Below are 24,044 nucleotides of genomic sequence, written 5' to 3'. Positions count from 1 at the left end.
TGTCAGTCCGGTTCAGATGGCGGCAGGGTGATAGCAGGCAACGGTGCCGCCGCCCTTGCGAGCCAGAACCTGCGGAGCGGTTTGCCGGCACAGTCCGGTGGCTACAGGACAGCGCGGATGAAAGGCGCAGCCCGCCGGCGGATCGAGCGGGCTGGGAGGTTCGCCGCCCATCAGTTCACGGTCGCGGTTGGGAGCGGCAACATCCGGGATCGTCTGAAGCAGCAGTCGCGTATAGGGATGTTGCGGATCGGCAAACAGCGATTCGGTATCGGCTTCCTCGACGATCCGGCCGAGATACATGACCGCGATGCGATCTGCCATATGCCGCACGACGGCAAGGTTGTGGCTGATGAAAAGGTAGGTCAGCCCAAGCTCGTCCTGCAGCCTGCGCATGAGGTTGAGGATCTGCGCCTGCACTGAGACGTCGAGCGCCGAGGTGGGTTCGTCGCAGACGAGGAACTCCGGCTCGCTGGCCAGTGCGCGCGCAATCGAGATGCGCTGTCGCTGGCCGCCGGAAAATGCATGCGGATAACGGCTGGCATCATCCGGCGACAGGCCGACGGTGCGCAGCAGTTCGGCAACACGCGCCTCGATCGCTTCGGTTCCGCTGCGCAGGCCGAATTCACGGATCGGTTCAGCGATAATGTCGCCGACCCGCCAGCGCGGATTGAGACTGGCATATGGATCCTGAAAGATCATCTGCGCTTCCATCGGCTTGCCGCGGCCCCTTCCCTTGTCGGCCGGCGCAAACAGGATGGCGCCTTCGCTCGGTGCGTAAAGCCCGGTGACAAGCCGCGCCACGGTGGACTTGCCGCAACCGGATTCACCGACCAGCGCCAGGCATTTGCCCTTTTCGACCACGAAGGTGATGTCTTGTACGGCATGCAGATAACGTTTCGGCTTGCGGTCGATCACCCGGCTCAGCCAGGGTGCCGAGACATCGAAGACGCGGGAGAGCTGATCGACTTCCAGGACGTTTCTGGCGCTTCTCATTGCACACCTCCATCATGAACCAGGCACGCAACGCTGCCCTTTCCTTGCGCAACCATGATCGGGCGAACCTCACGGCATCGGCTGCCTGCCTCGATACAGCGGGGATTGAAGGCGCAGCCGGTCGGGATGGCGTTCAGGCGCGGCATCGCGCCATCGATCTGGGCAAGCCGTTCGACACGCGCGCCAAGCGCCGGTATCGATCCCATCAGGCCGCGCGTATAGGGATGTTTTGGCCGGCTCAGCACGTCTTCAACGGGGCCGATCTCGATGACGCGGCCGGCATACATGACGGCGACGCGGTCTGCAGTTTCGGCAATCACACCCATGTCATGCGTGACCAGCATGACGCCCGTGCCGTTTTCGCGGCAAAGGCGGCGCAACAGTGCGGTGATCTGCGCCTGGATCGAGACGTCCAGCGCCGTCGTCGGTTCGTCGGCGATGATCAGTTGCGGATTGCCGGCAAGGGCGAGCGCGATAACGACACGCTGACGCATGCCACCGGAAAACTGATGCGGATAATGGTCTATCCGCTCGTCGGCACCTGGAATTCCGACCTGTTTCAGCAACGCGACGGCCTGCGCCCGTGCCTCGACCTTGCTTCCACCCGCATGCAGCCGGATCGTTTCGGTGAGCTGTTGGCCGATGGAAAACAGCGGATTGAGCGAGGTCAGCGGATCCTGGAAAATGGCGCCAACCATACGACCTCGGATCGAGGCCATCTCGGTTTCACCCAGATTGTCGGTGCGTTTGCCGCCGATGCGGATTTCGCCGCCACCCACCCGGCCGGGCGGTTCCAACAGGCCGAGAACCGCCATGCCCGTCATCGATTTGCCGGCACCCGATTCACCGACCACGCCGAGAATTTCGCCACGACGGATCGTCAGCGACACATCCGAAAGCGCGGTGAGAACACCCTTTCGCGTGGGAAACTCCACCGACAGTCCCTTGACCTCAAGCGCAAGCTGATCGGAGGCGGGAGGCATGCTGGCAATGCTCATGGCAAAACCTCGTTTTTGGTAGGATGGGCCGGATAACTGGAAGGAAAGATCGTCTCGACCGGTGGATGGTCATGCGTGCGTTCGGGATATTTCGCCACCAGGCCGTCGAACTGCGCTTGCGCGCGTGCGCGCGCTGCCTTGAGATCGATGCCCGCCACCTCGCCGTCGCGCATCGAAATACGGCCATCGACGATGGTGGCGCGCGTGACACGGCCGGTTGCGCCGTAAACCAGCGTCTGGACGGGATCGATGCGCGGCGCGATCATCCGGTCGGCCATGTCGAACACGGCGATATCCGCCTTCGAACCGATGGCAAGTCGTCCGAGATCCGGCCGTTTCAGGGCATCGGCGCCGGCGATCGTCGCGGCATCGTAAAATTCCGCCGCCGATGCCGCATCACCGCGACCTTCGGCAATACGGTTGGCCATCAGGCCGATGGCCATGTTGAGCACCATGTCCGGCGGCGCGGTATCGGTCCCCATGCCGATGCGGATACCCATCGCCTTCAGTCGAGAAAAGGATCTGAGTGCAGATCCATGCCGCGCCGAAACCAGCGGACAATGCGCAACGGTCACGCCGTTTGCGGCATAACGGGCAAGATCATCGTCGGTGGCGACCGTTGCATGCGGCGCAATCAGCCGCGAGGAAAGCAGGCCGAGACGATCCAGCCATTCCGGCGCGGTCATACCATGCAGGCGGCGCACCGTCTGCAATTCCATCTCGCCTTGTGCCATGTGCAGGCGCACCGGCAGATCCATTGCATCCGCATGGGCAAATGTCCGGCGCAGCAAGGTTTCGGTGCAGGTCTCCACACGATCCGGCGCGAGCATGCCAGAAATCAGGCCGCCGGCAGTGCCGTGAATACGTCCGGTGAAAGCCGCTGCTGCCTCGAGTTCCGCCAGCCCGCGCGCCTCGTCGAAAACCGGCTGCATGGTGCCGCCTGCATCGAGGATCACGCCACCCGAGCGATAGGCAGGGCCGAGCCAGGCGCGCAGGCCGAGGTCTTCGGCTGCCACGGCCGCGGCTTCGAATTCGGCGACCGTTTCGCCCCAGGCGCGATAAAACAGCGAAGCGATCGGAAGCGCCGAGGTAATGCCATTCAGCAGCAGTTGCGCGAAAGCATAGCGTTTCTGGAAAGCCAGTTCTTCCGGCGTGTACATTTCGCGGGCTTGCGCCGCGTAGTCGGCCGGCCAGACCCGCCCCTTTTTCCAGCCCGGCTGATTGTCCATGCCAAGCACGGTCGTATCCAGATCGGACAGGGCGTCGAGATCGACAAAACCGGGGCCGACCAGCGCCTCGCCCATCTGGTACCGCGCCGCAAGTTCACCCTCGAACCGGTGACCGATCCAGATGACGCGGTCGTCTTCGATCACCACCTCGCCATGTTCGATCAGCCGCCGTCCCTCCGGCAGATCGGCCACGATGAAACGTGACGCGAGCGCCCAGCGACCGGGTGGCCGTTTGCCGAGCGGCAGGGCGGACCAGTTCTCGTCCATCCTCATGGCCGTTTCCGCAGGCTTTTGCCTTCACGGGCAACGACATTGCCGGCGGTCACCACCAGCTTTCGCGGCTGATGGGTGACCAGCGCCTCGCCCACCGTCTCGCCCTCGACGATCACAACGTCACCACGTCCGCCGATGGTGAGGCTGTGGTCCTTGCGGTCGATCGCCATCGCGCCACCCGTCGTGCAGACGTCGAGCGCCATCAGCAATTCGTCGTCGCGGCGCAGGTTGTTTTTCATGCCGAGCAACATGGCGCGCTCCAGCATGTCGCCATTTCCGTAAGGTCCCCAGGTATCGCGGAAACCATCGACGCCGGCGCCGAAACGTACACCGGCCGAATGCAGCCGCTTCAGGGACGGCACGTCGCGGGACGGCGGCGCGGTGGTGAGGATCGGCACGTCGAGTTCGGCGCAGCTGTCGATCAGCCCTTGCGAGATATTCCAGTCGGGCAGTGCCAGGCAGAAGGCGTGGCTGACCGCGACCTTGCCCTGCATGCCCGTGGCGCGGATACGCTCAAAAATCATCTCCATCGAAAACGCGCCGAGCTCGCCGAGTTCATGGAGATGGATATCGATGCCCTTGCCGTATTTGTCGGCGAGCGCGAAAATCGTGTCTAGATGCGCCTTGGGATCGCGGTCCATGCCGCAGGGGTCGAGCCCGCCGACAAGATCGGCGCCCATGGCCATTGCCTGATCGAGCAGGTCCGCCGTTCCCAGCCGGCGCATCAGACCGGATTGCGGAAAGGCGACGATCTCGATCTCGACCACGCCGGCCAGCTGCTGGCGGGTTTCCATCACGCCTTCCAGCGCCACGAGACCCTGATCGGTGTCGATATCCACATGGGTGCGGATCAGGGTCGTGCCGTAACCGACCGATTGCAGCGACTGGCGCATCGACTGGACATGGGCGTCGAGCCCGAAATCCTTCTTCACCCTGCGCTCGTTGTCGATCTTGTCGATCAGGCGCGGACCGACCTCGTTGACATACCACGGGTAACCGAGCAGCGACTTGTCGAGATGGGTATGGGCATCGACCAGGCCCGGAATGGCAATACGGCCACCGGCGTCTTCGCTCAAAACACCTTCGGCAACAAGGTCCGGCCCGATCGCCGCCACGCGGCCGTCACGGATAAGGATGTCGGCCAGATCGCCGCTCATGGGTCGGGTGTTTCTGATCAGAAGGTCGCTCATGGAAAACCTCATTGCAGTTTGGGATTGAGGGCGTCGCGCAGCCAGTCGCCCAGAACGTTGATGGAGACGACCAGCAGACAGAGCTGCAGGCCGGGGAACAGCACGATCCACCACTGGCCGGAAAATAGAAACTGGTTGCCGATGCGGATCAGCGTGCCGAGCGAAGGCTGTTCCGGCGGCATGCCGACACCAAGGAAGGAAAGTGTCGCCTCGATCAGGATGCCGAGGCCGAAATTCAGCGTCGCCGTCACCAGAAGCGGCGTGGTGGTGTTGGGCAGGATATGCTTGACGAGAATGCGCCATGTCGGCACCCGGATGAGTTTCGCGGCCTGCACATATTCCTTGTTGCGCTCGACCATGGTCAGTGCCCGGACGGTGCGGGCATATTGCACCCAGGCCGACAGCGAGATGGCCAGCACGATGACACCGGAGGCCCCGACTTCCCGAAGCGAGGGCGGCAGCGCGTGCCGCGCCAATGCGGAGACCAGAATGGCGATCAGCATGGTCGGCATCGACAAAAGCACGTCGCCGGCCCGCATCAGCAGGCCATCGGCCCATTTGCCGTAATAACCCGCCACCAGTCCGAGCGCCGAGCCGACGACGAGCGACACGGCCACCGACGCCGCGCCGATCACCAGCGATGCGCGCGAACCGTAAAGGATGGCCGAGAGCAGGTCGCGCCCTTGCGTATCGGTTCCGAGCAGAAACGGCCATTGGGCATCCTCCATCCAGATCGGCGGGATCTCGGCATTCAGAAGGTCGAGCGAGGCAAGATCGTAGGGGTTCTGGACGGTGATGAAAGGCGCAAAGAATGCCGAGGCGATGAGAAGCAGCAGCAGGATCGCAGCGATTACGGCGGAGGGATGATGTTTGAAACTCCACCACAGGTCGGAACTGCGCATGCGGGAAAGCCTCGAGGGTGTGGTGCGGACGGTCCGGTTGGTGGTCTGTTCGACAATCGTCATGATGGCCTCCCGTCACGCGGCGCGCAGGCGCGGGTCAATCACCGCATAGGCGATGTCGACGAACGTGTTCAGCGTTACGAAGATGAAGGATACGATGCAGAGATAGGCTGCCATCACCGGGATATCGACGAAAGTGACCGCCTGCATGAACAGCATGCCCATGCCCGGCCATTGGAAGACCGTTTCGGTGACCAGCGCGAAGGCGATCAGGTTACCGACCTGCATGGCCGTCAGGGTGACGACCGGCATGAGACAGTTTTTCAGCGCATGGCGGAACCACAGCGCCCGTCTGCCGATGCCGCGGGCGCGGGCGAACTTGATGAAATCGGCCCGCAGGATTTCCAGCATTTCGGCGCGCACCAGCCGCATTACCAGCGTGATCTGGAACAGCGACAGCGACAGGGCCGGCAACACGATCGCGGCACGTCCCGACGATGTCAAAAGGCCTGTCGACCACCAGCCGAGCCGCACCACTTCACCGCGGCCATAACCCGGCAGCCAGCCGAGGCTGACGGAAAAGGCAAGGATCAGGATGATGCCGACAAAAAAACTCGGCAGCGACACGCCGACGATGGAGGAAAACTGCAGACCCTCCGCCCACCAGCGTCCACGACCGATGGCGGTGAAGACGCCAAGCGGAATGCCGATCGCCAGCGACAGGATGGTGGCGATGATGACCAGCTCGAATGTCGCCGGAAAGCGTTCGCCGATCAGGGTGATGACATTCTGCTGGTTGCGCCAGGACAGGCCGAATTCGCCCTGTGCGGCATTGCCGACAAAACGCATATATTGAACGAGAAAACCGTCGTTCAGGCCGAGGCGGCCGCGCAGTTCATCGCGCTCCACCTGGGTGGCGCTTTCATTCACCATCATCTCGACGGGATCGCCAAGGAAACGAAAGATCAGGAAGGCGAAAAAGGCGACGGTCAGCATCACGAGGATGGCGTTGCCGATACGTTTGACGAGAAAGGCGAGCATGGGCGCTCCTTGGCCAGGATATCCGGGTCGATCCGTTCAACAGGAAGCAATCCCCCCACCGCGTTTGGACCGCAGCGAGGGTCGCGGGGTCACATCTTCACCAGCCACAGGCGGGGAAGGTTGTCGGAAAACAGCGGAAAGTCCTGAACCTTCGCACTTGTCGCCCAGGCAAGCGGCTGCTGGTGCAACGGGATCATCAGGGCGTGATCCTTGGCGATCTTCAGCGACTGCGCTTCCATCGCCAGACGTTTTGTCTGGTCAAGCTCGACCGCCGAGGCTTCCGTCACCTTGTCGAATTCCTTGTCGGACCAGCCGCCCCAGTTGAAGATACCGAAAGAGCCCTCCTTGGTGTGCAGCACCTGCGAGGTGAGGCTGTAGGTATCGAGCATCGGCAGCGTTGCCCAGCCGAGCGTATAGACATCGACCTTGCCCGACGAGCGTTTTGGCGTCTGCACCGCGCGCGTGCCCTGATCGAGCTTCGGCTTCAGCCCGACACGCGACCACATGGAGGCAACCGCCTGGCAGATCTGCTCCTCGTTGACGAGGCTGTCGGCACAGTTGAACTCGAACTCGAACCCTTCTGCGCCGGCTTCCTTCAGAAGCGCCTTGGCCTTTTCTGGATCGGCCTTCACAGGTGTATCGAGCGCAGCATCGTAACCGGGGATCTGCGGCGCGACGAGTGCACCGGCATTGCGCGACTTGCCGCGCATGACCTTCTTCTTGATGAGGTCGAGATCGATGGCAAGCTGCATCGCCTGGCGCACGCGCAGATCCTTCATCGGATTTGCCGCGCCCGACAGAAGCTGGTCTCGCTGGGAAAAGCCGATCATCACGGTGCGCAGGTCTGTGCCTTCCAGCACCTTGACCTCCGGCGAGGCCGCAAGCCGCGGCAGGTCCTGCACCGGCGCCTGATCGGTAAAGTCGATATCGCCGGCCAGAAGTGCTGCAACGCGAGTTGCCGGCGAGGCGATCGGCGTCAGTTCGATCCGATCGATATTGTGCTGGGGCTTGTCCCACCATCCATCGAACTTGACAAAAACCGTCTTAGCATCCGGCTGGCGGCTCTCGACCTTGAACGGACCGGTGCCGTTTTCATTGTAGGTGGCATATCCTTCCGTGCCGGAACCAACATCGGTCGGGGCTTCGGCATTGTTGTCCTTCAGCCAGCCGGCGTCGAAAATGTAGATCGTCGTCAGGTCGTTGGCCAACAGTGGATAATTGGCGGAGACATCGATCTCGATCGTGTGCGCGTCGATGACCCGCGAGCCCTTGTAGGCCGGGATATTGCCGCGTAGCGGCGATTTAGGATTGGATGCGCGCAGCAGCGAGGCCTGCACGTCCTCGGCGGTGAAAGCCGCGCCATTGTGGAATTTCACACCTTCGCGCAGCTTGAAGCGCCAGGTTGTCGGCGAGACGATTTCCCAGGATGTGGCCAGCGCCGGCTCGATCTTGAGATTGCGGTCGTAACGGACCAGCCCCTCATATGCATGGTTGAGAACACCGAGCGCAAAACTGTCGCCATAGGAATAGGGGTCGAGCGAGCTGATATCGCGCGATGCACCCCATTTCAGGGTTGCGGCCGTTGCCGGCATTGCCGTGGCGAACAGGGCAACGCCCGCGACCAGGATTTTCGATAATTGCATTGATAGATTCCCCTCGGATTGCATGCAATATCCACAGGGCGGCGCCTGAAGCTGGATCGCATGACGTTGTTACCCGCTCCAGCAGGCGGCTTTTTGCCTCTTCTCTGTCGGATTGAGAGGAGGCTAAATCAGAACGAATACAAGATCAACACAAAATTGCATGCAATTTATTGGACTGGATGCCGTACACTTTTTGTGCAATATGCGTAGAAAATGCATGCAGGAGAAAGGTCGACAGCGATGTCCACGAATCTCAGCAGAAGCGATGCGATCTATGCGTCGCTTCGCCGAGCCATACTTGAACAGGCGTTGAAGCCGGGCACCAAACTGCCGGAGGATTCCATCGGCGATACGTTTGGCGTCAGCCGTACGAGTGCGCGCAATGCGCTCTTACGGCTTGCCTCCGACGGGCTTGTCGAGATCAAGCCGAACCGTGGCGCCGCCGTCGCCATGCCGACGCTGGAAGAGGCCGAGGAAGTGTTCGCCTTGCGGCGCTGCCTCGAACGCGAGGTGATCGAAAGGCTGTGCAAACGCATGCCGCGCGATGGCATCGATGCGCTGATCAGCCATGTCAGGGAGGAGGAAAGAGCGCTTCAGGCCTCCTCGCCCCGCTCGATCAGGCTTGCCGGCGAGTTCCACATCCTGCTTGCCGAACTCACCGGCTCGAAACTGCTGATCGACTTCATCAGCCAGGTCGTCTCGCGCTCGTCGCTGATCCTTGCCCGTTTTGGCCGCCCGCATTCCGCCGAATGCGGCATCGACGAGCACGTGCAGCTGATCGAGGCACTGAAGGAACAGGACCCGGAAACCGCAAGCCGGATCATGGACCATCACCTGCATGCCGTCGAAGACCGTGCCAAGACAGATGACAAGGACGATGGTCCCGATATCGCCGAAATCCTCAACCGCTACATGTCGGCGTCCGAATAACATGGACCAGACGGCGAATTCAGCGGCACGGTCCCGGCAGGGCATGGTGACGAGCCCGCACAGGCGCGCCAGCGAGGCCGGCGCCAAGGTATTGCGCCGCGGCGGCACGGCAATCGAGGCGGTGATTGCGGCTGGCGCCGCGCTGACCGTCGTTTACCCGCATTTTTGCGGGCTCGGCGGCGATGCGATCTGGATCGTCGCCGACCGGCAGGGACGGCAGAAGGCGATCATGGGCATCGGCCAGGCCGCAGCCGAACTGCCGGTGCTGGAAACGATCCCGGCACGCGGGCCGCTTTCGGCGCTGACGACCGCGGCCGTGATCGACAGCTGGGGCGAGGCACTGCGGTTTTCCGCAGACAACTGGCAGGGCAAGGAAACCCTCGGAGCGCTGCTTGCCGATGCGATCGAACTGGCGGCCGGCGGTTTTCCGGTCAGCCAGTCGCAACGGCACTGGCATGCCTTCCGCAACGGAGAAATCGAAAACTGGCCGGGTGTCGCCAGCGCTTTCGTGACAGAAGGAGAGCAGCGTCAGCCACAGCTTGCCACTGTTCTGGAAGCGATCGCGCTGCACGGGCACCGCGAATTTTATGAGGGTGACACCGGGCACCGGATTGCAGTCGCCCTTGAGAAAGCCGGCAGCCCGATCCGTGCGGGCGACCTGATAAAAACGGCAGCCACGCTCGCCGATCCGGTATCCATCGATTATCGCGGCATAACACTTCTGGCACCGCCACCCCCTTCCCAGGGTATTTCGACGCTTGCCATCATGGGCATCCTCTCCCGTTTTCCGATGCAGGACGTGGATCCGACATCCCCGGATTTCTACCATTTCTGCGTCGAGGCGGTGAAACAGGCCTTTATCGACCGGGGCCAGATCGCCGATCCGGATTTTGTCGCGCAGCAATGTGGCGAATGGATCGCGGCCAAAACCCTCTCACACAAGGCGGCTGCCATCGATCCCAAAGCCGCCCTGCCATGGCCGCACCGTTTCCAGACCGGCGATACGGTCTATCTTGCCGCCGTCGATGGCGAGGGCCGGTCCGCGAGCGTTTTGCAGAGCACCTATTACGACTGGGGCAGCGGCGTCCTTTTACCCGATACCGGCATCATCTGGCAGAACCGCGGGGCCGCGTTCAGCACCGATCCCGAAAGCCCCAATGTGCTTGCGCCCGGCAAACGCCCCTTCTACACGCTCAATCCGGGCATAGGCTTGAAGAACGGGCGTCCGCATCTTCTTTACGGAACACAAGGGGCCGACGGTCAGCCGCAGACTTTGACCGTGCTGCTCAGCCGTCTGATCGACCACGGTCTCGATCCGCTGGCTGCGCTCTCGGCTCCGCGTTTTCTGCTCGGCCGCACCTTTTCCGACAGTCGCGACAACCTGAAGATCGAACAATCGGTCGGCGACAATGTTCTCGCCACGCTCACCGCCCGCGGCCACGAGGTCATCACTATCCCGGCCTTGAGTGCTCTTTCCGGACAGGCCGGCGTCATTCGCATCGGCGATGACGGCGGGATGGAAGGCGCGCATGATCCGCGCAGCGATGGCTGCGCCATCGCCCTATTGGAGTGAGTATGAAAGTCGATCTTCTGCTGCGCAACGTTCGCACCGCCCAACACCCCGATCCTGTCGATATTGCCATCCAGGACGGCCTTATCGCGAAAATTGCGCCGGGGCTGCGTTGCGAGGCTGTGGAGGAAGAGGATCTCGACGGCGCCTTCGCCTTTCCGGGTTTCGTCGACAGTCACATCCACCTCGACAAGGCCTGCATTCTGGATCGCTGCACGATCTGCGCCGGCACGCTTGAGGAGGGGGTGCGGGAAACGGCGCAGGCAAAAGCCGGCTTTACCGAGGAGGATGTCTACGAACGGGCGGCGGCGCTTGTCGCCAGGGCGATCCAGCACGGTACCAACCGTATGCGGACCTTTGTCGAAATCGATCCGCGGGCCGGCATGCGCTCGTTCGAGGCGATCAAGCGGGTGCGGGAAGACTATGCATTTGCGATCGACATCCAGATCTGTGCTTTCGCGCAGGAAGGCCTGACGCAGGAACCGGAGACGGAAGCCATGCTCGACGAGGCGCTCCGTTCGGGTGCGGACCTGATCGGCGGCTGCCCCTATACCGATGCCGATCCGGCCGAACATATCCGCAGGATTTTTGCGCTCGCCAGAACACACGACGTGGATATCGATTTCCATCTCGACTTCAGTCTTGATCCGACAAAAACGGACCTGCCGGCGGTGATCGAGGCGACACGGCAGAACGGTTACGGCGGTCGCGTCACGATCGGCCATGTCACCAATCTTTCTGCGCTGGAACCGTCGGCACTTGCGGAAATCGGCCATAAACTTGCCGATGCTGGCATCGCTTTGACCGTCCTGCCGGCGACGGACCTTTTTCTGACGGGGCGGCAATATACGTCAAACATTCCGCGCGGCATCACGCCGGCGCACCGTCTCGCAGCCCTTGGCGTCAGAACGGCCATTGCCACCAACAACGTATTGAACCCGTTCACCCCGTTCGGTGACGCGTCGCTGTCGAGGATGGCCAATCTCTATGCCAATGTCATGCAGCTTTCCCGTGATGCAGACATCGAGCTGGTGTTTGACATGGTTGGGGCGAAGGCTGCAGCAATCATGGGGGTAAAGCATAAGCTGGCAATCGGCGGACCGGCGGACATTGTGATCCTAGACACAACCGACTTGTACGGGGCCATCAGGTCGTCGGTGCTTGCACTTGCAGGTTGGAAAAACGGGATAAAGACGTTTCTCAGACCCAGGGCGCAACTGCTCGGCGGACCCACCATTACCCGTCAATGATCAAACCGCCGGCAGGGCTGCCGTTCTGCAAAAATCTGCACAACACGCAACGGCAATAGAGTCTGCCACCGGTCTTTCGGTGATGCATTGAAGGAAGCCATTTTCGGCTAACCTTCGCCCAGCCGGAGAAGAGCGTTGCCATCCAGACGGTAAAACAGCTTTTCGGGCCGGCGTGTGCCGCCCAGCTCATCGTAGAATTGCAGAAGACGCTTATCGTCCGCATCGGCAGTCCAGTCGATGCGCTTTAGATTTCTTTGTCGGGCGATGATCGCAAGCTCTCGCATCAATGCCTTACCGAGACCGGCGCTGCGACAATTCCGGGTCACGTAAAGCTCCTTCAGAAAGATCCCAGCATGCAAGCCGGGCCCGGGATAAATCGCGCTGAAGGCACATAATGCAATGACGTGACCAGTTTTTTATGATGAACTGACTGGCCTCGAGCGAGCCGAAAATGAATTATGCCTGCTGTCACAGGCTTGTCCCAAAAAGAACTGGCATCATCTTACTATCTTAAAGTCTGTAAACAGTCTGGAGCTATAACGCGCTTCCAAAGGCCACACGTTACTCAGCCGCTATCTGCATGTCCGTACGTTGCGTTACCTGCATCAGGTATGAGCAGATGTCTCCACCGCATGCCTTGACCAACATGTTGGGACTATAGCCCGCCGCTTGCGCCTCGGCTCGCAAAGCTCCCGCCAGCATGCTGAACTCGCTGGCATCCTCGACATATCCCAGCACCATTTTTCGCGCTGCCAGCTTATCCTCGAGCCAGTCCTCGATCACCTTCATTCTTCTCGTCTCCTGCAATGCGCGCCGATAATGCAGGATGAATGAAAAGGTTGCGGCAATCGTCAAACATTTTAGCGCGTCGCAAGGTCTCCGGCGGTTTGCAAGTAATGCCCTAAGGGAACTGATTCACGCCAGTTCGTGTTAGGTCAGACCAGAATATAAAGGTCATGGTGATGAGATGCAGAATGCATCAGACTTTGTTGCCGCGCTCGTGAAGGCTGCCAACCGTATTGATCGGTTGCCAGAGGCTACACGGGCCTGCCTCCTCGATATTTCCTATGAAACGATCCGAGATATGCGCGAATGCGTCGGTCTTGCCTCCTATGGCCAGGGTCAGGATGTCGCAATCGACATGATGACAATGGCACGGGCGGTCCCGGCCTTCACCGACGTAGAGATTGCATCAGCGCTTCTGCAGGCTGCCGCGGAAATCAGATCCTTAAAGATAGCCGCCTGCGAACATCAGTCTGCACAGGTATCGGAAACACGCCGCGTTGGGCATGCGGGTGTTCGCGTGCGAATGACCCAACGGCCACCGGCGCACCCGATGTGAACGGCCTCGCCATCGATCAACTCCGCAAAGCCAATCTTGCGGAACGATTCCGTGGGCCATTCGGTTCTATGAAACGACAGTGTAAGGAGTAGGCCGAGATGAGTGCACCGCGTGCGAACTGGAAAGGACATATTACCTTCGGTGAGGTTTCCTGCCCTGTGGCACTTTACACAGCGGCCTCCTCTTCGGAACGGATCAGCTTCAACATCCTCAACCGCAGGACGGGCAATCGCGTGCGCCGGGAATTTGTCGACAGCGAGACTGGCGATGCAGTCGAACATGACGACCAGGTAAAGGGATATGAGACCGGCAATGGCCGATATGTCGTCCTTGAGCCCGAGGAAATCGCAGCCGCCATTCCCGACAGCGACAAGACACTTGCCATTGATGCGTTCATCGCATGCGACGAGATCGATGATGTCTACTTCGACAAACCCTATTATCTCGCACCTCAGACATCCGGCGAGGAGGCGTTTGCCCTGTTGCGTGACGGCATGAAGGAAGCCAAGGTTGCGGCGATTGCGAGTACCGTGCTGTTTCGTCGTCTGCGAACGGTTCTGATTCGCCCCCATGGTGATGGATTGATCGGCACGACGCTGAACTTTGATTACGAGGTCCGCTCAGCCGACGAGGCGTTCGATGATATGCCGGATATAAAAATCGACAAGGAATTGCTCGATCTTGCGTCGCATATTATCGCCACGAAAAAGGGCGGCTACGATCCATCCAAATTCGATGATCGATACGAGGAAGCCTTGGCCGAAATGGTCAAGGCCAAGATCGAGGGCAAGCCGTTCAAGAAGCCGAAGGCCGTCAAGGCGTCGAAACCGAGCGACCTGCTGCAGGCCTTGAGGGACAGCGCTGGCGCTTCCAAGAAATCCACCAGCAAGCCAAAGTCTGCGAACGCCAACAGCGCACGCAAAAAGGCGCCCAAATCATCCGAAAACACGTCACGTCAGAAAGCAGGATAGGCAGGAGATCGTTACATGGCACTGCGCCCCTATTGGAAAGGCTATCTGAAGCTTTCGCTGGTCACCTGTTCGGTCGAAATGACGCCTGCGACGTCTGATGGCGACAAGGTCAAGTTCCACACCCTCAATCGCGATACCGGCAACCGGGTGCTCAGCCAGTACGTGGATTCGGGCACGGGCAAGCCGGTTCGCGACAAGGACGAGGTGAAAGGATATCAGCGCAGCGAGGACGATTACGTCATGCTGGAAGACGACGACCTCGACAATGTGGCGCTGGAGAGCACAAAGACCATCGACATCTCGACATTTGCGCCACGCGACGAGATCGACTGGATCTGGCTGGACAAGCCCTATTACCTGACACCGAACGACAAGGTGAGCGACGAGGCCTTCGCGGTCATTCGCGCCGCAATGGACAAGCAGAAAATGGTCGGCATCTCCCGACTGGTGCTGGGCCGCCGAGAACGGGCGGTGATGCTGGAACCACGCGGCAAGGGTATCGTGCTCTGGACCCTCAGATATGGCGACGAGGTCAGAGACGAGGCCGATTATTTCAAAGGGTTAGGCAAGGAAAAGCCGGAAAAGGCAATGCTGCCGCTGATCCGCAAGCTCATCGAGAAGCAGACCCGGCCATGGGACGCCAAAATGGTCTCCGACCCCGTACAAGAAAATCTCCTCGACATCATCAATTCGAAAAAGAAACATCGCCGCGCGCCTGCGCCGAAAAAGGCGAGCACATCCGAGACCGACAAGCCGAGCAATGTCATCAACATCATGGATGCCCTGCGCAAATCGGTCGAGGCTGACAACCGCAGCTCGAAGAATAAATAGCGACGGAAGGGTGCGATCGTTCAGATCATCCTGTCGAGCCGCTTGATCGCCTCGGCGAGCGAGCGTTCGGATTGGCAATAATCCCTCCACGCATCGCTCTTTTCGATCAGGGCGGGCACCGTGCGGATCGTGAAACGCGTCGGATCGAGATCGGTTTTCACCTGAGCCCAGGTTAGAGGCATGGATACCGTGGCGCCGGGCCTGGCCCGCGGTGACAAGGGCGCCACCGCCGTCGCCATCCGGTCATTGCGCAGATAGTCGAGAAAGATGCGGCCGTTCCGCAGCTTCTTCGCCATCTTCGTCAGGTAAAGTTCCGGTTGCTCTTGCGCCATCTGTTCGCACACACGGCGGGCAAAATTCTTTGCATCATCCCAGTTCGGCGACGTTCCTTTTGTCGCTTGGAGCGGCGTCACGACATGCAGTCCCTTTCCGCCTGTCGTCTTGCAGAAGCTGAGAAGTCCAAGCGCGTCGAGGCGGTCACGCAAGGCCCGGGCCGTTTCGACCACTGTCGGGAAAGGCACGTCGGGACCTGGATCGAGATCGAAGACAAGCCGACCGGGGACTTCCGGTTCGTTCGGCTGGCAGTTCCAGGGATGCAGCTCGAGAGCCGCTACCTGCGCCAGCGCCGCCAGCCCTTCGACACGATCGACCTGCAGATAGGGTTTCCTGTCGCCCGAGACCTTCACCAGCTCCAGAAGGTTCGATGTTCCCGACATGGCATGACGTTGGAAAAACTGTTCTCCACCAATTCCATCCGGCGCGCGGATCACGGAACAGGGGCGACCGCGAACATGGTCGATCAGCCAGCCGCCGACGGCCTCATAATACTCAGCCAGGTCCTGTTTGGTGACTGGATTCTGGTTGCCCGGCCAAAGCGCCTTGGCGGGATGAGAGATCAGAACGCCCATCACCTCTGCCCGAGCCGAACGTGATGAGGCTTTCGAAAGTGCCGCATTGCGTTCAGGCGGCTTCGTGATTTCAGCCTTCGTTGGCGAAGCCGGTTCTTCGGTGGTAACCTCGTCAGCCGGCTTGTCTTCCCTCAGTCCCTTGAACGCCGCCTGGCGCACAAGTCCGTTGGCACCCCATCCGGCAAATTCGATTTCGGCAACTTTTTCCGGCTTGACCCAATGGACCCCGGCTTCCTTTTTCGGTGCGCCGATACCTGTGAAGGGAGAACGGGCGACGATCTGGGGTTTCAGGGTATCCAACAGCAGCCTGGAACGACCGGCGCCGAACCCCGTGCCGACACGACCGACATAGACAAAATGCTTGTCTCGATAGACACCCCCCAGCAGCGACCGGAACTGGCTGCCATTGGTGGCGTAACCACCGATGACCACTTCATGCCCTGCCCGGCATTTGGATTTAATCCAGCTATCGCTCCGGCCGGATTGATACGGTGCATCCAGCTTTTTCGAGACGATGCCTTCGAGGGACAGTTTGCAGGCCGACCGCAGAACCGCATCGCCACCGGTTTCGAAATGATCGACATAACGGATGCGAGGCCCCGCCTTGCCATCGGCCAAAACGCTTTCAAGGCGCTTCTTGCGCTTGTCCAACGGCTGTTCGCGTAAATCTTGATCGGCATCGAACAAAAGGTCAAAGGCGAAATAGACCAGATCTTTTGTGTTGCCTTCGGACAGCGCGACCTGCAGGGCCGCAAAATCGGGCGCACCATGATCGTCTAGGGCACATATCTCACCATCGATGATTGCGTCCGGCAAATCGGCAGCATCCGTGGCGATCTGGCGAAAACGGTCTGTCCAGTCCAGGCCCTTGCGTGTTTTCAAGATGACCTTACCCGCTTCCACGCGCATCTGGATCCGGTAGCCATCGAACTTGATTTCATGCAGCCATGCTGACCCCGGGGGTGGCCTGTCCTGTGTCTTGCAGAGTTGCGGCGCAATGAAGTCCGGCATCGTCACCTCGGAGGTCCGCTCGTTTTTCGAAAAGCTTCTTTCATCGCGGGTCCTGCGGTTTTCTGCTGCAAGTCCCTCGCTGCTGTCCCAGATGGCGTCCGCTTCAATCACCGGTTCACTTAACATGAACGGTCGCGGCTTCCTTCCTCTGCCGTCCGCAATCGTCGCCATATCCCGACCAGACGCGACCGAGTTCTTCTCGCGGGTGAGGATTGCGCCGCCATTGCGACTGACCGCGTGATCATCGCGATGTTTGATCAGAAGCCAGTTGGTGCGCTTGCCTCCGTCACGGTCGTTCTTCATGCGCACCAGAACAAAGCTGCCGTGCAGGCGAGCGCCATGAAGCACGAATTTCAGATCGCCCTTTTCGATAGCCTCCTCCGGGGACAGATCACCTTCCGGTTCCCAGGTGCCGCGGTCCCACAGCATGACGGTACCACCACCGTATTCGCCTTTCGGGATCGTGCCTTCGAAATCACCGTAATCAAGTGGATGATCCTCCACCTCGACCGCCAGGCGCTTGTCGTCCGGATCGAGCGATGGGCCGCGCGTCACGGCCCATGATTTGAACACACCATCCAGTTCAAGCCGCAGATCGTAATGCAGGCGTGTCGCATCGTGCTTCTGAATGACGAAACGCAGGCGGTTCGACGGTTTTACCTGTACGACCCCGCCCGGCTCAGTGGTGCGCTTGAAATCACGCTTTTGCTTGTAGGTTCGAAGCTTGTCGTCGGCCATAGGAATACGCTCACCTCACCGTCAATCGACGCCCTTGCCGCCGGTCGCACCAAAGACTTCGCCATTCAGGTAGCTGCCTTCCTGGGATGCGAGCAGAACGTAGATGGGCGCCAGTTCGACCGGTTGACCCGGCCTGCCGAAATCGCTGTCCTTGCCGAAGTTTTTGACCTTCTCGTCCGGTTGGCCGCCGCTCGGCTGTAGCACGGTCCAGAATGGGCCCGGTGCGACCACATTGGCGCGCACGCCCTTCTTGATAAGCTGCTTGGCCAGCGCTTTCGTGTAGGCAACGATGCCTGCCTTCGTCGTGGCATAATCGAGCAGGATGGGAGATGGCTGATAAGCCTGGATCGAGGCCGTGGTGATCACGGCGGCACCGGCCGGCAGGTGCGGCACCGCAGCCTGCGCAATCCAGTGCAAAGCATAGAGATTGGTTTTCATCGTAGCGTCGAAATCGTCCGTCGACAGTTGCGACACATCATCGCGATACTGCTGACGGGCAGCATTGATGACCAGAATATCGAGGCCACCCAGTTCATCGACAGCCCTCGACACCATTTCGCGGCACCAGGCCTCCTGCTTGATGTCGCCCGGCAGGGCAACACCTTTGCGGCCTTCCGCCGCGATCAGGGCCATCACTTCGCGCGCATCTTCGCCCTCTTCGGCGAGATAGGAGATGGCGACGTCGGCGCCTTCGCGCGCGAATGCAATCGCCGCGGCACGACCGATGCCGGAATCTCCACCTGTTATCAGAGCCTTGCGGCCGACAAGCCGTCCTGATCCCTTGTAGGATTGTTCGCCATGATCAGGCCTTGGCAACATGTGCCGGGCAAGACCGGGCATGGCCTGTTCCTGAGTTGTGAATGGCGGAGCGGGGTATTGCGTTCTGGGGTCCTGCATATTCAAACGATCGGTCATCGAAAATCCTTTCGGTCCATTTTTCGAAAACTCGCCGGATGCCCCTGAGTTCCGGCCGGTCGGTACAATCAACCTCATCGAAATCGCAGATGATCGTGAAAAACATTCGGAACAAAACCGGAGGCCGCCGGTTGGTTTTGCAGAACAAATCGAAAAGGAGGATGCCCCAATGGATCATACCAATCACGTTCGCCTCAGCACTGCTGAACTCATTCCCGGCACGCTGGAAGGCGCGACCATCTATGGTGCGGATGACCACAAGGTCGGCAAGGTCGACCATATCCACGGCGCCGGCGCAGGCAGCGCCGCGATCATTGATGTCGGCGGCTTTCTGGGCATCGGTGCAAAGCCGGTGGCAGTGCCGCTGACCGATCTTGAATTCATGCGCGATGAAGACGGTGACGTCCATGCCGTGACGAGCTGGACGAAAGATCAGTTGAAGCAGATGCCTGAGCACAAACACTGATCAGTCATCAAGCAGTCAGTAGAATGGCCCGGTCGCGATCCCGCTCCGGGCCATTTCTGTTTTGGAGTCCAATTGTCCTCCGGACCAAACCATGACTTAGGGATCACGATCACTTTCAATCGGCGAAGACTTGAAATTTGCCATCACGCGCAACGTTGCAAACGTCACGATCGACAGCACGATTGCCGTGTCATAGGCCCCAAGGCCAACGGCAGCACCGACTGCGCCAGTCGCCCACAGGCTCGCAGCCGTCGCCGTCCCACGCGTGCTGGCCTTGCCGACCAAAATGGCACCACCTCCGATGAAGCCGACCCCGTTGATCAGTCCCTCGACCACCCGCGCCGTCGCTTCAGCATTACCCGCAGTAACAGTCTCCGCAGCCTGGATAAAACCACAGGCCGCGATGGCAACGAGGGGAAACGTCCGCAAACCGGCGCTGCGTTCATTTTTCTCTCTGTCCCAGCCGATCGGCAAAGCGAGCACATAGGCGAACAAGAGGGCAGCCAGATGTGGGATAATATTGAGCTGCAATCCTAGCGCGTTCAGCCACTCACTCATGCGCGTTCCTCCTTGTAGGTAACGACGCGGTAGATGTAGATGGCAACCAGAACGACGAGCACACCAGTGGAAACCGGATCGACATAATCGGCGACAGTGCTGTAGGCCTGCCCCAACACATAACCGGCGACTGCCAGCGCTGCGGTCCATACAAGCGTACCGACAAAGGATAGCGCCAGAAACTGGGCAATGGGCATGTTCGCGACACCGGCCGGCACAGATATCAGTGTCCTGACTGTCGGGATCAGCCTACCAACAAGCACCGAGACCGCGCCATGGCGCTTGAAGCGATCAGCCGCAGCATCCACATCGGACGCCGTCATGGTCAGCCAGCGGCCGTGGCGCGACGCAAATTTCCGCACCCCTTCGTGACCGAGCCTGCGTCCCAGGAAATACCAGGGAAGAATACCGAGCATTGACCCTATGGTTCCGGCCGCGATGACCGCAAAAATATTCATGTCACCGCGCGTCGCCAGATATCCGGCAAGCGGCATGATCAGTTCTGATGGAATAGGTGGGAAGACATTCTCGAGAAACATGAGAAGCGCGATCCCCACGGGCCCGAGTTTCTCCATCATCATATGCACCAGGTTTTCCATTCTCGACCTCTACTATGGCTGCGTTGCCAAACGTTCGAAAAGTCAAAAAGTTACATTGATGCGGACGCTTGCCGTGCGGAGAACAGAAGGCAGGAACGATCCTGACGGCGTGGAGTTTGAATAGTCCCGCCCATTGGAGCTTGTTACATGTCATCTGCCGCCTCCCCTATCCGCTACACGCCCGAAATTGAAACCTTTCACTCCGACGAGAAGGAAACACAGGCAGGCCTCAATGAGGCGTTTGACACCATCCTTGAACGAACCGCCGAAGATTACGGGCATGCTGTGCGTTCTGTGCACGCAAAAGCTCACGGCATAATCAAGGGCGTGATGCGTGTGCATGAGGGGCTTGCCGCGGAACTGGCGCAAGGGTTGTTCGAGTCTGCTGGCGAACATCCAGTCTACATGCGCATCTCGACGAATGCAGGAGACATTCTGCCCGATGCCGTGTCGCTGCCGCGTGGCCTTGCCATGAAGGTCGTCGATGTGTTTGGCGATCGTTTGCCGGGCGCCGAAGGCACCACGCAGGACTTTGTCATGGTCAACGGCCCGGTATTCCAGGCGAAGACGGCGGCGCAGTTTCTTAAAAGTCTGAAGATGCTTGCAAAAACTACCGACCGGATGGAAGGCACCAAGGTGGTGATGTCGAGTGTGCTGCAGACCGTCAACACCGCGCTTGAAAGCGTAGGGGTGGCAAGCCCTGCGGTACAGTCGCTGGGTGGCGCGCCAAATGTCGACCCATTGGGAGAGACCTATTTCAGCGTAACGCCATTTCGCTATGGCGACTACATCGCAAAGTTCCGTTTGAAGCCAGTTTCCCCTGATCTGACTGCCCTGACTGGCAAGATCATCGATACCAGCGTGCGTGAAGATGCGATCCGCGAAACGGTCCAGGCGGAAATGCTGACGACCAGAGCGGTCTGGGAATTTCAGGTTCAGCTCTGTTGCGATACTGAAAAACAGCCAATCGAGGACCCGACGGTGGAATGGTCCGAGGACGACGCACCATTCGTCACCGTCGCGACCGTGACAGCAGAACCGCAGGACAGCTGGAACGACGACAAGGTTCGCACGGTCGACGAAGAGATGCGTTTCAGCGTCTGGACGGGGCTGGCCGCGCACCAACCGCTCGGCAACATCAATCGTGCCCGCCGGTCCGCTTATCAGCATTCGGCCGACTTCAGGCAGGCGTTTAATCGTTGTCCCATGCATGAGCCGCAGGCGTAACGCCGCCACCGTCCGTAACAGATTGGGAGAAAAACCATGGCCGATTATGTCAGCAACCCGGATGGAAAAGGCCCGGCCGGAGGCTGGGGGTCCCTCAAATCGATCGCACGCATCTACGGGGAGAGCTGGCCGACACCAGCCGTTCTGGAAACCCTGGCACGGCAAAACAAGCCCGGCGGTTTCATGTGCGTTTCCTGCGCCTGGCCGAAGCCGAAAAACTACCATCCGTTCGAATTTTGCGAAAACGGTGCGAAGGCGACAATGTGGGAACTCACCAATGCGCGCTGCACACCGGACTTCTGGAACGACCATACCGTCAGCGAACTCAGGAACTGGAAAGATCACGATCTGGAAATGACGGGTCGCCTGACCCATCCCATGCGGTTCGACCATGCGACGGATCGTTATTTGGAAGTCACCTGGGACGAGGCGTTTGACAGGATCGGGAGGACTTTGAAACGCCTGCATCACGATAGCGTGGTGTTTTATTCATCCGGTCACGCAGGTCTTGAGGCCTCCTATCTCTATGCGCTGCTTGCGCGTGTCTACGGCACCAACAACCTGCCGCAAAGCTCGAACATGTGCCATGAAACCACATCGGTCGGGCTCAACAAGGTGATCGGCTCGCCGGTGGGAACCATCGTCTGGGAGGATCTGGAAAAGACCGACGCGTTTTTCTTCTTTGGACAGAATCCCGGCACCAACAGCCCGCGCTTCCTGCATCCGCTTCAGGACGCCAAAAAACGCGGTGCAAAGATCGTCACTTTCAATCCGGTCATCGAGCAGGGGCTCGTGTCGTTCGTCAGTCCGCAAAATCCGTTCGATATGGTCACGGGGCATGAGACAAAGATCTCCGACCAGTATCTGCAGGTAAAGGCCGGCGGCGATGTCGCCGCAATTCTTGGCCTCTGCAAGGTGGTGGTCGAGGCGGACGATGCAGCAATTGCCTCCGGCTCGAAGCGTGTCCTCGACGTCGAGTTCATCACTGAACACACGACAGGCCTGGAACCGTTCATTACCTTTGTACGCGGCGCCAACTGGTCCGATATCGAACGGGAAAGCGGGTTATCCGAAGCCGATCTGCGCGAAGCCGGTGAAACCTATATCGCTGCGGAACGTGTCATCGGCGTTTACGGCATGGGTTTGACCCAGCATGCCCAAGGCACGCTGAACGTGGCGATGCTGGTGAATCTTCTGCTTCTGCGCGGCAATATCGGCCGCGAGGGGGCCGGATGCTGTCCCGTGCGCGGGCATTCCAACGTTCAGGGTCAGCGCACTGTCGGCATTGCCGAAAAAACCAAACTCATTCCGATGGAGAAGCTGAAGGCCCTGTTCGATTTCGATCCGCCAATGGAGGACGGAACACCGATTGTTGATGCCGTCAAAGGTCTGATGGCAGGAAAAATCAAGGCTTTCATATCGCTGGGTGGCAATCTTGTGCGGGCGGTTCCGGACCAGAAGGATATGGAAACAGCATGGGCGAACCAGGACCTGACGGTGATGGTCTCGACAAAGCTCAACCGTAGCCACCTGTTTCCCGGTAAGGAGGCGTGGATCCTGCCTTGCCTGACCCGTACAGAGCAGGACATCCAGGCGACGGGCAATCAGTCGGTGACCACGGAAGACAGCTTTTCCCATATTTCCGGGTCGATTGGCAAACGCACACCGGCCTCGAAACACCTGAAAAGCGAGCTTGCCATCGTGGCGGGCATTGCCAAGGCAACACTTGCGTCAAACCCAAAATTGAAATGGGATGATTGGACCGGCGACTATAGCCTCGTGCGAGACCTGATCGAGGCGACCTATCCCAAGGATTTCAGGGATTACAACGCGCGCATGTTCGAACCCGGTGGGTTTTATCGCGGAAACGATGCCCATGACCGCATCTGGAATACGGAAGAGAAAAAGGCCGTGTTCACAACTCCCCACAGACTGAACGCCATATCCTTCGAGGATGCGCCGGGTCGTTTCCGTCTGATCACCATGCGCTCAAATGATCAGTTCAACACGACCATCTACGGATATTCCGATCGCTTTCGGGGCATCGAAGGCACGCGCGATGTCGTGTTGATGTGCGAAGACGACATCGCTGCAGCGGGATTTTCAGAAGGACAGTCCGTCACGCTCGTCAGCGATTTTTCCGATGGAAAACATCGCCAGCTTTCCGGCTTGACTGTTGTATCGCACAAACTGCCGCGCGGCACGATCGGCGCCTATTATCCGGAATGCAACGTGCTGAACGCCATCGACCACCATGACGAACTTTCCAAAACGCCGGCAGCCAAGGCGATCCCCGTCAGGATCGTGGCGGATGTATCAGCCGTCAGCGCATAAACCAGCAAAGGAGGATATCCGCATGGGAAACCCCAAAGACGACGCCAAGGGCCAGTTCGCTCCCTCGCAGGCAGACCGCAAAGCGGACGGTGTCCACAGTGCAAAGCCAACCGTGATCACTGGAT

General features: G+C 59.7%; 21 protein-coding genes. 8 read left to right on the top strand and 13 right to left on the bottom strand.

Annotated features, from left to right (window positions below; genetic code table 11):
* Window positions 1-12: 12 nt before the first annotated feature.
* The 7 genes from EDF70_RS22065 to EDF70_RS22035 form a co-directional block, all read right to left on the bottom strand.
* Window positions 13-993, bottom strand: coding sequence for an oligopeptide/dipeptide ABC transporter ATP-binding protein (locus EDF70_RS22065; RefSeq protein ID WP_132277954.1), 981 nt, complete (start codon window positions 991-993; stop codon window positions 13-15).
* Window positions 990-1,991, bottom strand: coding sequence for an ABC transporter ATP-binding protein (locus EDF70_RS22060; RefSeq protein WP_245519286.1), 1,002 nt, complete (start codon window positions 1,989-1,991; stop codon window positions 990-992). The genes EDF70_RS22065 and EDF70_RS22060 overlap by 4 nt, the downstream gene beginning before the upstream one ends.
* A complete protein-coding gene (locus EDF70_RS22055) occupies window positions 1,988-3,487 on the bottom strand; it encodes a chlorohydrolase family protein (protein ID WP_132278063.1) in 1,500 nt (499 codons plus the stop codon). The genes EDF70_RS22060 and EDF70_RS22055 overlap by 4 nt, the downstream gene beginning before the upstream one ends.
* Window positions 3,488-3,489: 2 nt before the next feature.
* Window positions 3,490-4,683: an amidohydrolase family protein gene (locus EDF70_RS22050; protein WP_132277952.1), complete on the bottom strand. Its 1,194-nt coding sequence runs from the start codon at window positions 4,681-4,683 to the stop codon at window positions 3,490-3,492.
* An 8-nt stretch (window positions 4,684-4,691) separates the two neighbouring features.
* A complete protein-coding gene (locus tag EDF70_RS22045; protein ID WP_132277950.1) occupies window positions 4,692-5,648 on the bottom strand; it encodes an ABC transporter permease in 957 nt (318 codons plus the stop codon).
* Between the two features lie 12 nt (window positions 5,649-5,660).
* The gene (locus tag EDF70_RS22040) at window positions 5,661-6,626 is read right to left on the bottom strand and encodes an ABC transporter permease (protein ID WP_132277948.1); all 966 of its coding nucleotides are present in this window, start codon (window positions 6,624-6,626) and stop codon (window positions 5,661-5,663) included.
* An 89-nt stretch (window positions 6,627-6,715) separates the two neighbouring features.
* Window positions 6,716-8,218 carry an ABC transporter substrate-binding protein gene (locus tag EDF70_RS22035; RefSeq protein WP_245519296.1) on the bottom strand — a complete coding sequence of 501 codons (1,503 nt, stop codon included), beginning with the start codon at window positions 8,216-8,218 and terminating at the stop codon, window positions 6,716-6,718.
* A gap of 291 nt (window positions 8,219-8,509) precedes the next feature.
* Here EDF70_RS22035 and EDF70_RS22030 point away from each other — a divergent pair, with 291 nt between their 5' ends.
* From EDF70_RS22030 to EDF70_RS22020, 3 genes are read left to right on the top strand one after another with little or no spacing between them, the layout of a single operon-like run.
* Window positions 8,510-9,199 (top strand): GntR family transcriptional regulator, encoded by a 690-nt coding sequence (locus EDF70_RS22030; protein ID WP_132277944.1) that lies wholly within the window; start codon window positions 8,510-8,512, stop codon window positions 9,197-9,199.
* A 1-nt stretch (window position 9,200) separates the two neighbouring features.
* Window positions 9,201-10,772, top strand: a complete 1,572-nt coding sequence (locus EDF70_RS22025) for a gamma-glutamyltransferase (RefSeq protein WP_245519285.1) — start codon at window positions 9,201-9,203, stop codon at window positions 10,770-10,772.
* 2 nt (window positions 10,773-10,774) lie between these two features.
* Complete coding sequence (locus EDF70_RS22020) at window positions 10,775-12,019, top strand: amidohydrolase family protein (protein ID WP_132277942.1); 1,245 nt, start codon at window positions 10,775-10,777, stop codon at window positions 12,017-12,019.
* A gap of 107 nt (window positions 12,020-12,126) precedes the next feature.
* Here EDF70_RS22020 and EDF70_RS22015 read toward each other — a convergent pair whose 3' ends face one another.
* Window positions 12,127-12,420, bottom strand: a complete 294-nt coding sequence (locus EDF70_RS22015) for a GNAT family N-acetyltransferase (protein WP_132277940.1) — start codon at window positions 12,418-12,420, stop codon at window positions 12,127-12,129.
* Between the two features lie 160 nt (window positions 12,421-12,580).
* Window positions 12,581-12,808, bottom strand: coding sequence for a hypothetical protein (locus EDF70_RS22010; RefSeq protein ID WP_132277938.1), 228 nt, complete (start codon window positions 12,806-12,808; stop codon window positions 12,581-12,583).
* Between the two features lie 651 nt (window positions 12,809-13,459).
* Between EDF70_RS22010 and EDF70_RS22005 the strand changes: the two genes are divergently transcribed.
* Window positions 13,460-14,332, top strand: coding sequence for a Ku protein (locus tag EDF70_RS22005; RefSeq protein ID WP_132277936.1), 873 nt, complete (start codon window positions 13,460-13,462; stop codon window positions 14,330-14,332).
* 15 nt (window positions 14,333-14,347) lie between these two features.
* Window positions 14,348-15,163 (top strand): Ku protein, encoded by an 816-nt coding sequence (locus tag EDF70_RS22000; protein ID WP_132277934.1) that lies wholly within the window; start codon window positions 14,348-14,350, stop codon window positions 15,161-15,163.
* A 20-nt stretch (window positions 15,164-15,183) separates the two neighbouring features.
* On the opposite strand, the gene ligD is transcribed toward EDF70_RS22000, so the two are convergent.
* Together ligD and EDF70_RS21990 are read right to left on the bottom strand one after the other, a co-directional pair.
* The gene (ligD, locus tag EDF70_RS21995) at window positions 15,184-17,820 is read right to left on the bottom strand and encodes a DNA ligase D (RefSeq protein WP_132277932.1); all 2,637 of its coding nucleotides are present in this window, start codon (window positions 17,818-17,820) and stop codon (window positions 15,184-15,186) included.
* 21 nt (window positions 17,821-17,841) lie between these two features.
* The gene (locus EDF70_RS21990) at window positions 17,842-18,735 is read right to left on the bottom strand and encodes an SDR family oxidoreductase (RefSeq protein ID WP_132277930.1); all 894 of its coding nucleotides are present in this window, start codon (window positions 18,733-18,735) and stop codon (window positions 17,842-17,844) included.
* Window positions 18,736-18,904: 169 nt separating this feature from the next.
* Between EDF70_RS21990 and EDF70_RS21985 the strand changes: the two genes are divergently transcribed.
* The gene (locus EDF70_RS21985; RefSeq protein ID WP_132277928.1) at window positions 18,905-19,201 is read left to right on the top strand and encodes a PRC-barrel domain-containing protein; all 297 of its coding nucleotides are present in this window, start codon (window positions 18,905-18,907) and stop codon (window positions 19,199-19,201) included.
* A 96-nt stretch (window positions 19,202-19,297) separates the two neighbouring features.
* Here the strand turns inward: EDF70_RS21985 and EDF70_RS21980 are convergent, their stop codons facing one another.
* On the bottom strand, window positions 19,298-19,759 hold the full coding sequence (locus tag EDF70_RS21980) for an MgtC/SapB family protein (RefSeq protein ID WP_132277926.1): 462 nt from the start codon (window positions 19,757-19,759) through the stop codon (window positions 19,298-19,300).
* Window positions 19,756-20,358: a DedA family protein gene (locus EDF70_RS21975; protein WP_132277924.1), complete on the bottom strand. Its 603-nt coding sequence runs from the start codon at window positions 20,356-20,358 to the stop codon at window positions 19,756-19,758. Before EDF70_RS21975 ends, EDF70_RS21980 begins: the two co-directional genes overlap by 4 nt.
* 147 nt (window positions 20,359-20,505) lie before the next feature.
* On the opposite strand from EDF70_RS21975, the gene EDF70_RS21970 reads away from it, so the two are divergent.
* Both EDF70_RS21970 and EDF70_RS21965 read left to right on the top strand, forming a co-directional pair.
* The gene (locus EDF70_RS21970; RefSeq protein WP_132277922.1) at window positions 20,506-21,585 is read left to right on the top strand and encodes a catalase family protein; all 1,080 of its coding nucleotides are present in this window, start codon (window positions 20,506-20,508) and stop codon (window positions 21,583-21,585) included.
* A 36-nt stretch (window positions 21,586-21,621) separates the two neighbouring features.
* Complete coding sequence (locus tag EDF70_RS21965; RefSeq protein WP_132277920.1) at window positions 21,622-23,919, top strand: FdhF/YdeP family oxidoreductase; 2,298 nt, start codon at window positions 21,622-21,624, stop codon at window positions 23,917-23,919.
* Window positions 23,920-24,044 lie beyond the last annotated feature (125 nt).

This window comes from Neorhizobium sp. JUb45, assembly GCF_004343585.1.
In the GTDB taxonomy this organism is placed as follows: Bacteria; Pseudomonadota; Alphaproteobacteria; order Rhizobiales; family Rhizobiaceae; genus Neorhizobium.
This window is presented reverse-complemented; position numbering and strand designations above follow the sequence as displayed.

Coding starts and splice junctions, on each gene's coding strand:
- EDF70_RS21985 (WP_132277928.1), top strand. CDS start 18,905: ATGGATCATACCAATCACGTTCGCCTCAGCACTGCTGAACTCATTCCC.
- EDF70_RS21965 (WP_132277920.1), top strand. CDS start 21,622: ATGGCCGATTATGTCAGCAACCCGGATGGAAAAGGCCCGGCCGGAGGC.
- EDF70_RS22055 (WP_132278063.1), bottom strand. CDS start 3,487: ATGGACGAGAACTGGTCCGCCCTGCCGCTCGGCAAACGGCCACCCGGT.
- EDF70_RS21975 (WP_132277924.1), bottom strand. CDS start 20,358: ATGGAAAACCTGGTGCATATGATGATGGAGAAACTCGGGCCCGTGGGG.
- EDF70_RS22045 (WP_132277950.1), bottom strand. CDS start 5,648: ATGACGATTGTCGAACAGACCACCAACCGGACCGTCCGCACCACACCC.
- EDF70_RS22000 (WP_132277934.1), top strand. CDS start 14,348: ATGGCACTGCGCCCCTATTGGAAAGGCTATCTGAAGCTTTCGCTGGTC.
- EDF70_RS21990 (WP_132277930.1), bottom strand. CDS start 18,735: ATGACCGATCGTTTGAATATGCAGGACCCCAGAACGCAATACCCCGCT.
- EDF70_RS21980 (WP_132277926.1), bottom strand. CDS start 19,759: ATGAGTGAGTGGCTGAACGCGCTAGGATTGCAGCTCAATATTATCCCA.
- EDF70_RS22020 (WP_132277942.1), top strand. CDS start 10,775: ATGAAAGTCGATCTTCTGCTGCGCAACGTTCGCACCGCCCAACACCCC.
- EDF70_RS22025 (WP_245519285.1), top strand. CDS start 9,201: ATGGACCAGACGGCGAATTCAGCGGCACGGTCCCGGCAGGGCATGGTG.
- EDF70_RS21970 (WP_132277922.1), top strand. CDS start 20,506: ATGTCATCTGCCGCCTCCCCTATCCGCTACACGCCCGAAATTGAAACC.
- EDF70_RS22060 (WP_245519286.1), bottom strand. CDS start 1,991: ATGAGCATTGCCAGCATGCCTCCCGCCTCCGATCAGCTTGCGCTTGAG.
- EDF70_RS22005 (WP_132277936.1), top strand. CDS start 13,460: ATGAGTGCACCGCGTGCGAACTGGAAAGGACATATTACCTTCGGTGAG.
- EDF70_RS22010 (WP_132277938.1), bottom strand. CDS start 12,808: ATGAAGGTGATCGAGGACTGGCTCGAGGATAAGCTGGCAGCGCGAAAA.
- EDF70_RS22065 (WP_132277954.1), bottom strand. CDS start 993: ATGAGAAGCGCCAGAAACGTCCTGGAAGTCGATCAGCTCTCCCGCGTC.
- EDF70_RS22030 (WP_132277944.1), top strand. CDS start 8,510: ATGTCCACGAATCTCAGCAGAAGCGATGCGATCTATGCGTCGCTTCGC.
- EDF70_RS22050 (WP_132277952.1), bottom strand. CDS start 4,683: ATGAGCGACCTTCTGATCAGAAACACCCGACCCATGAGCGGCGATCTG.
- EDF70_RS22040 (WP_132277948.1), bottom strand. CDS start 6,626: ATGCTCGCCTTTCTCGTCAAACGTATCGGCAACGCCATCCTCGTGATG.
- ligD (WP_132277932.1), bottom strand. CDS start 17,820: ATGGCCGACGACAAGCTTCGAACCTACAAGCAAAAGCGTGATTTCAAG.
- EDF70_RS22035 (WP_245519296.1), bottom strand. CDS start 8,218: ATGCCGGCAACGGCCGCAACCCTGAAATGGGGTGCATCGCGCGATATC.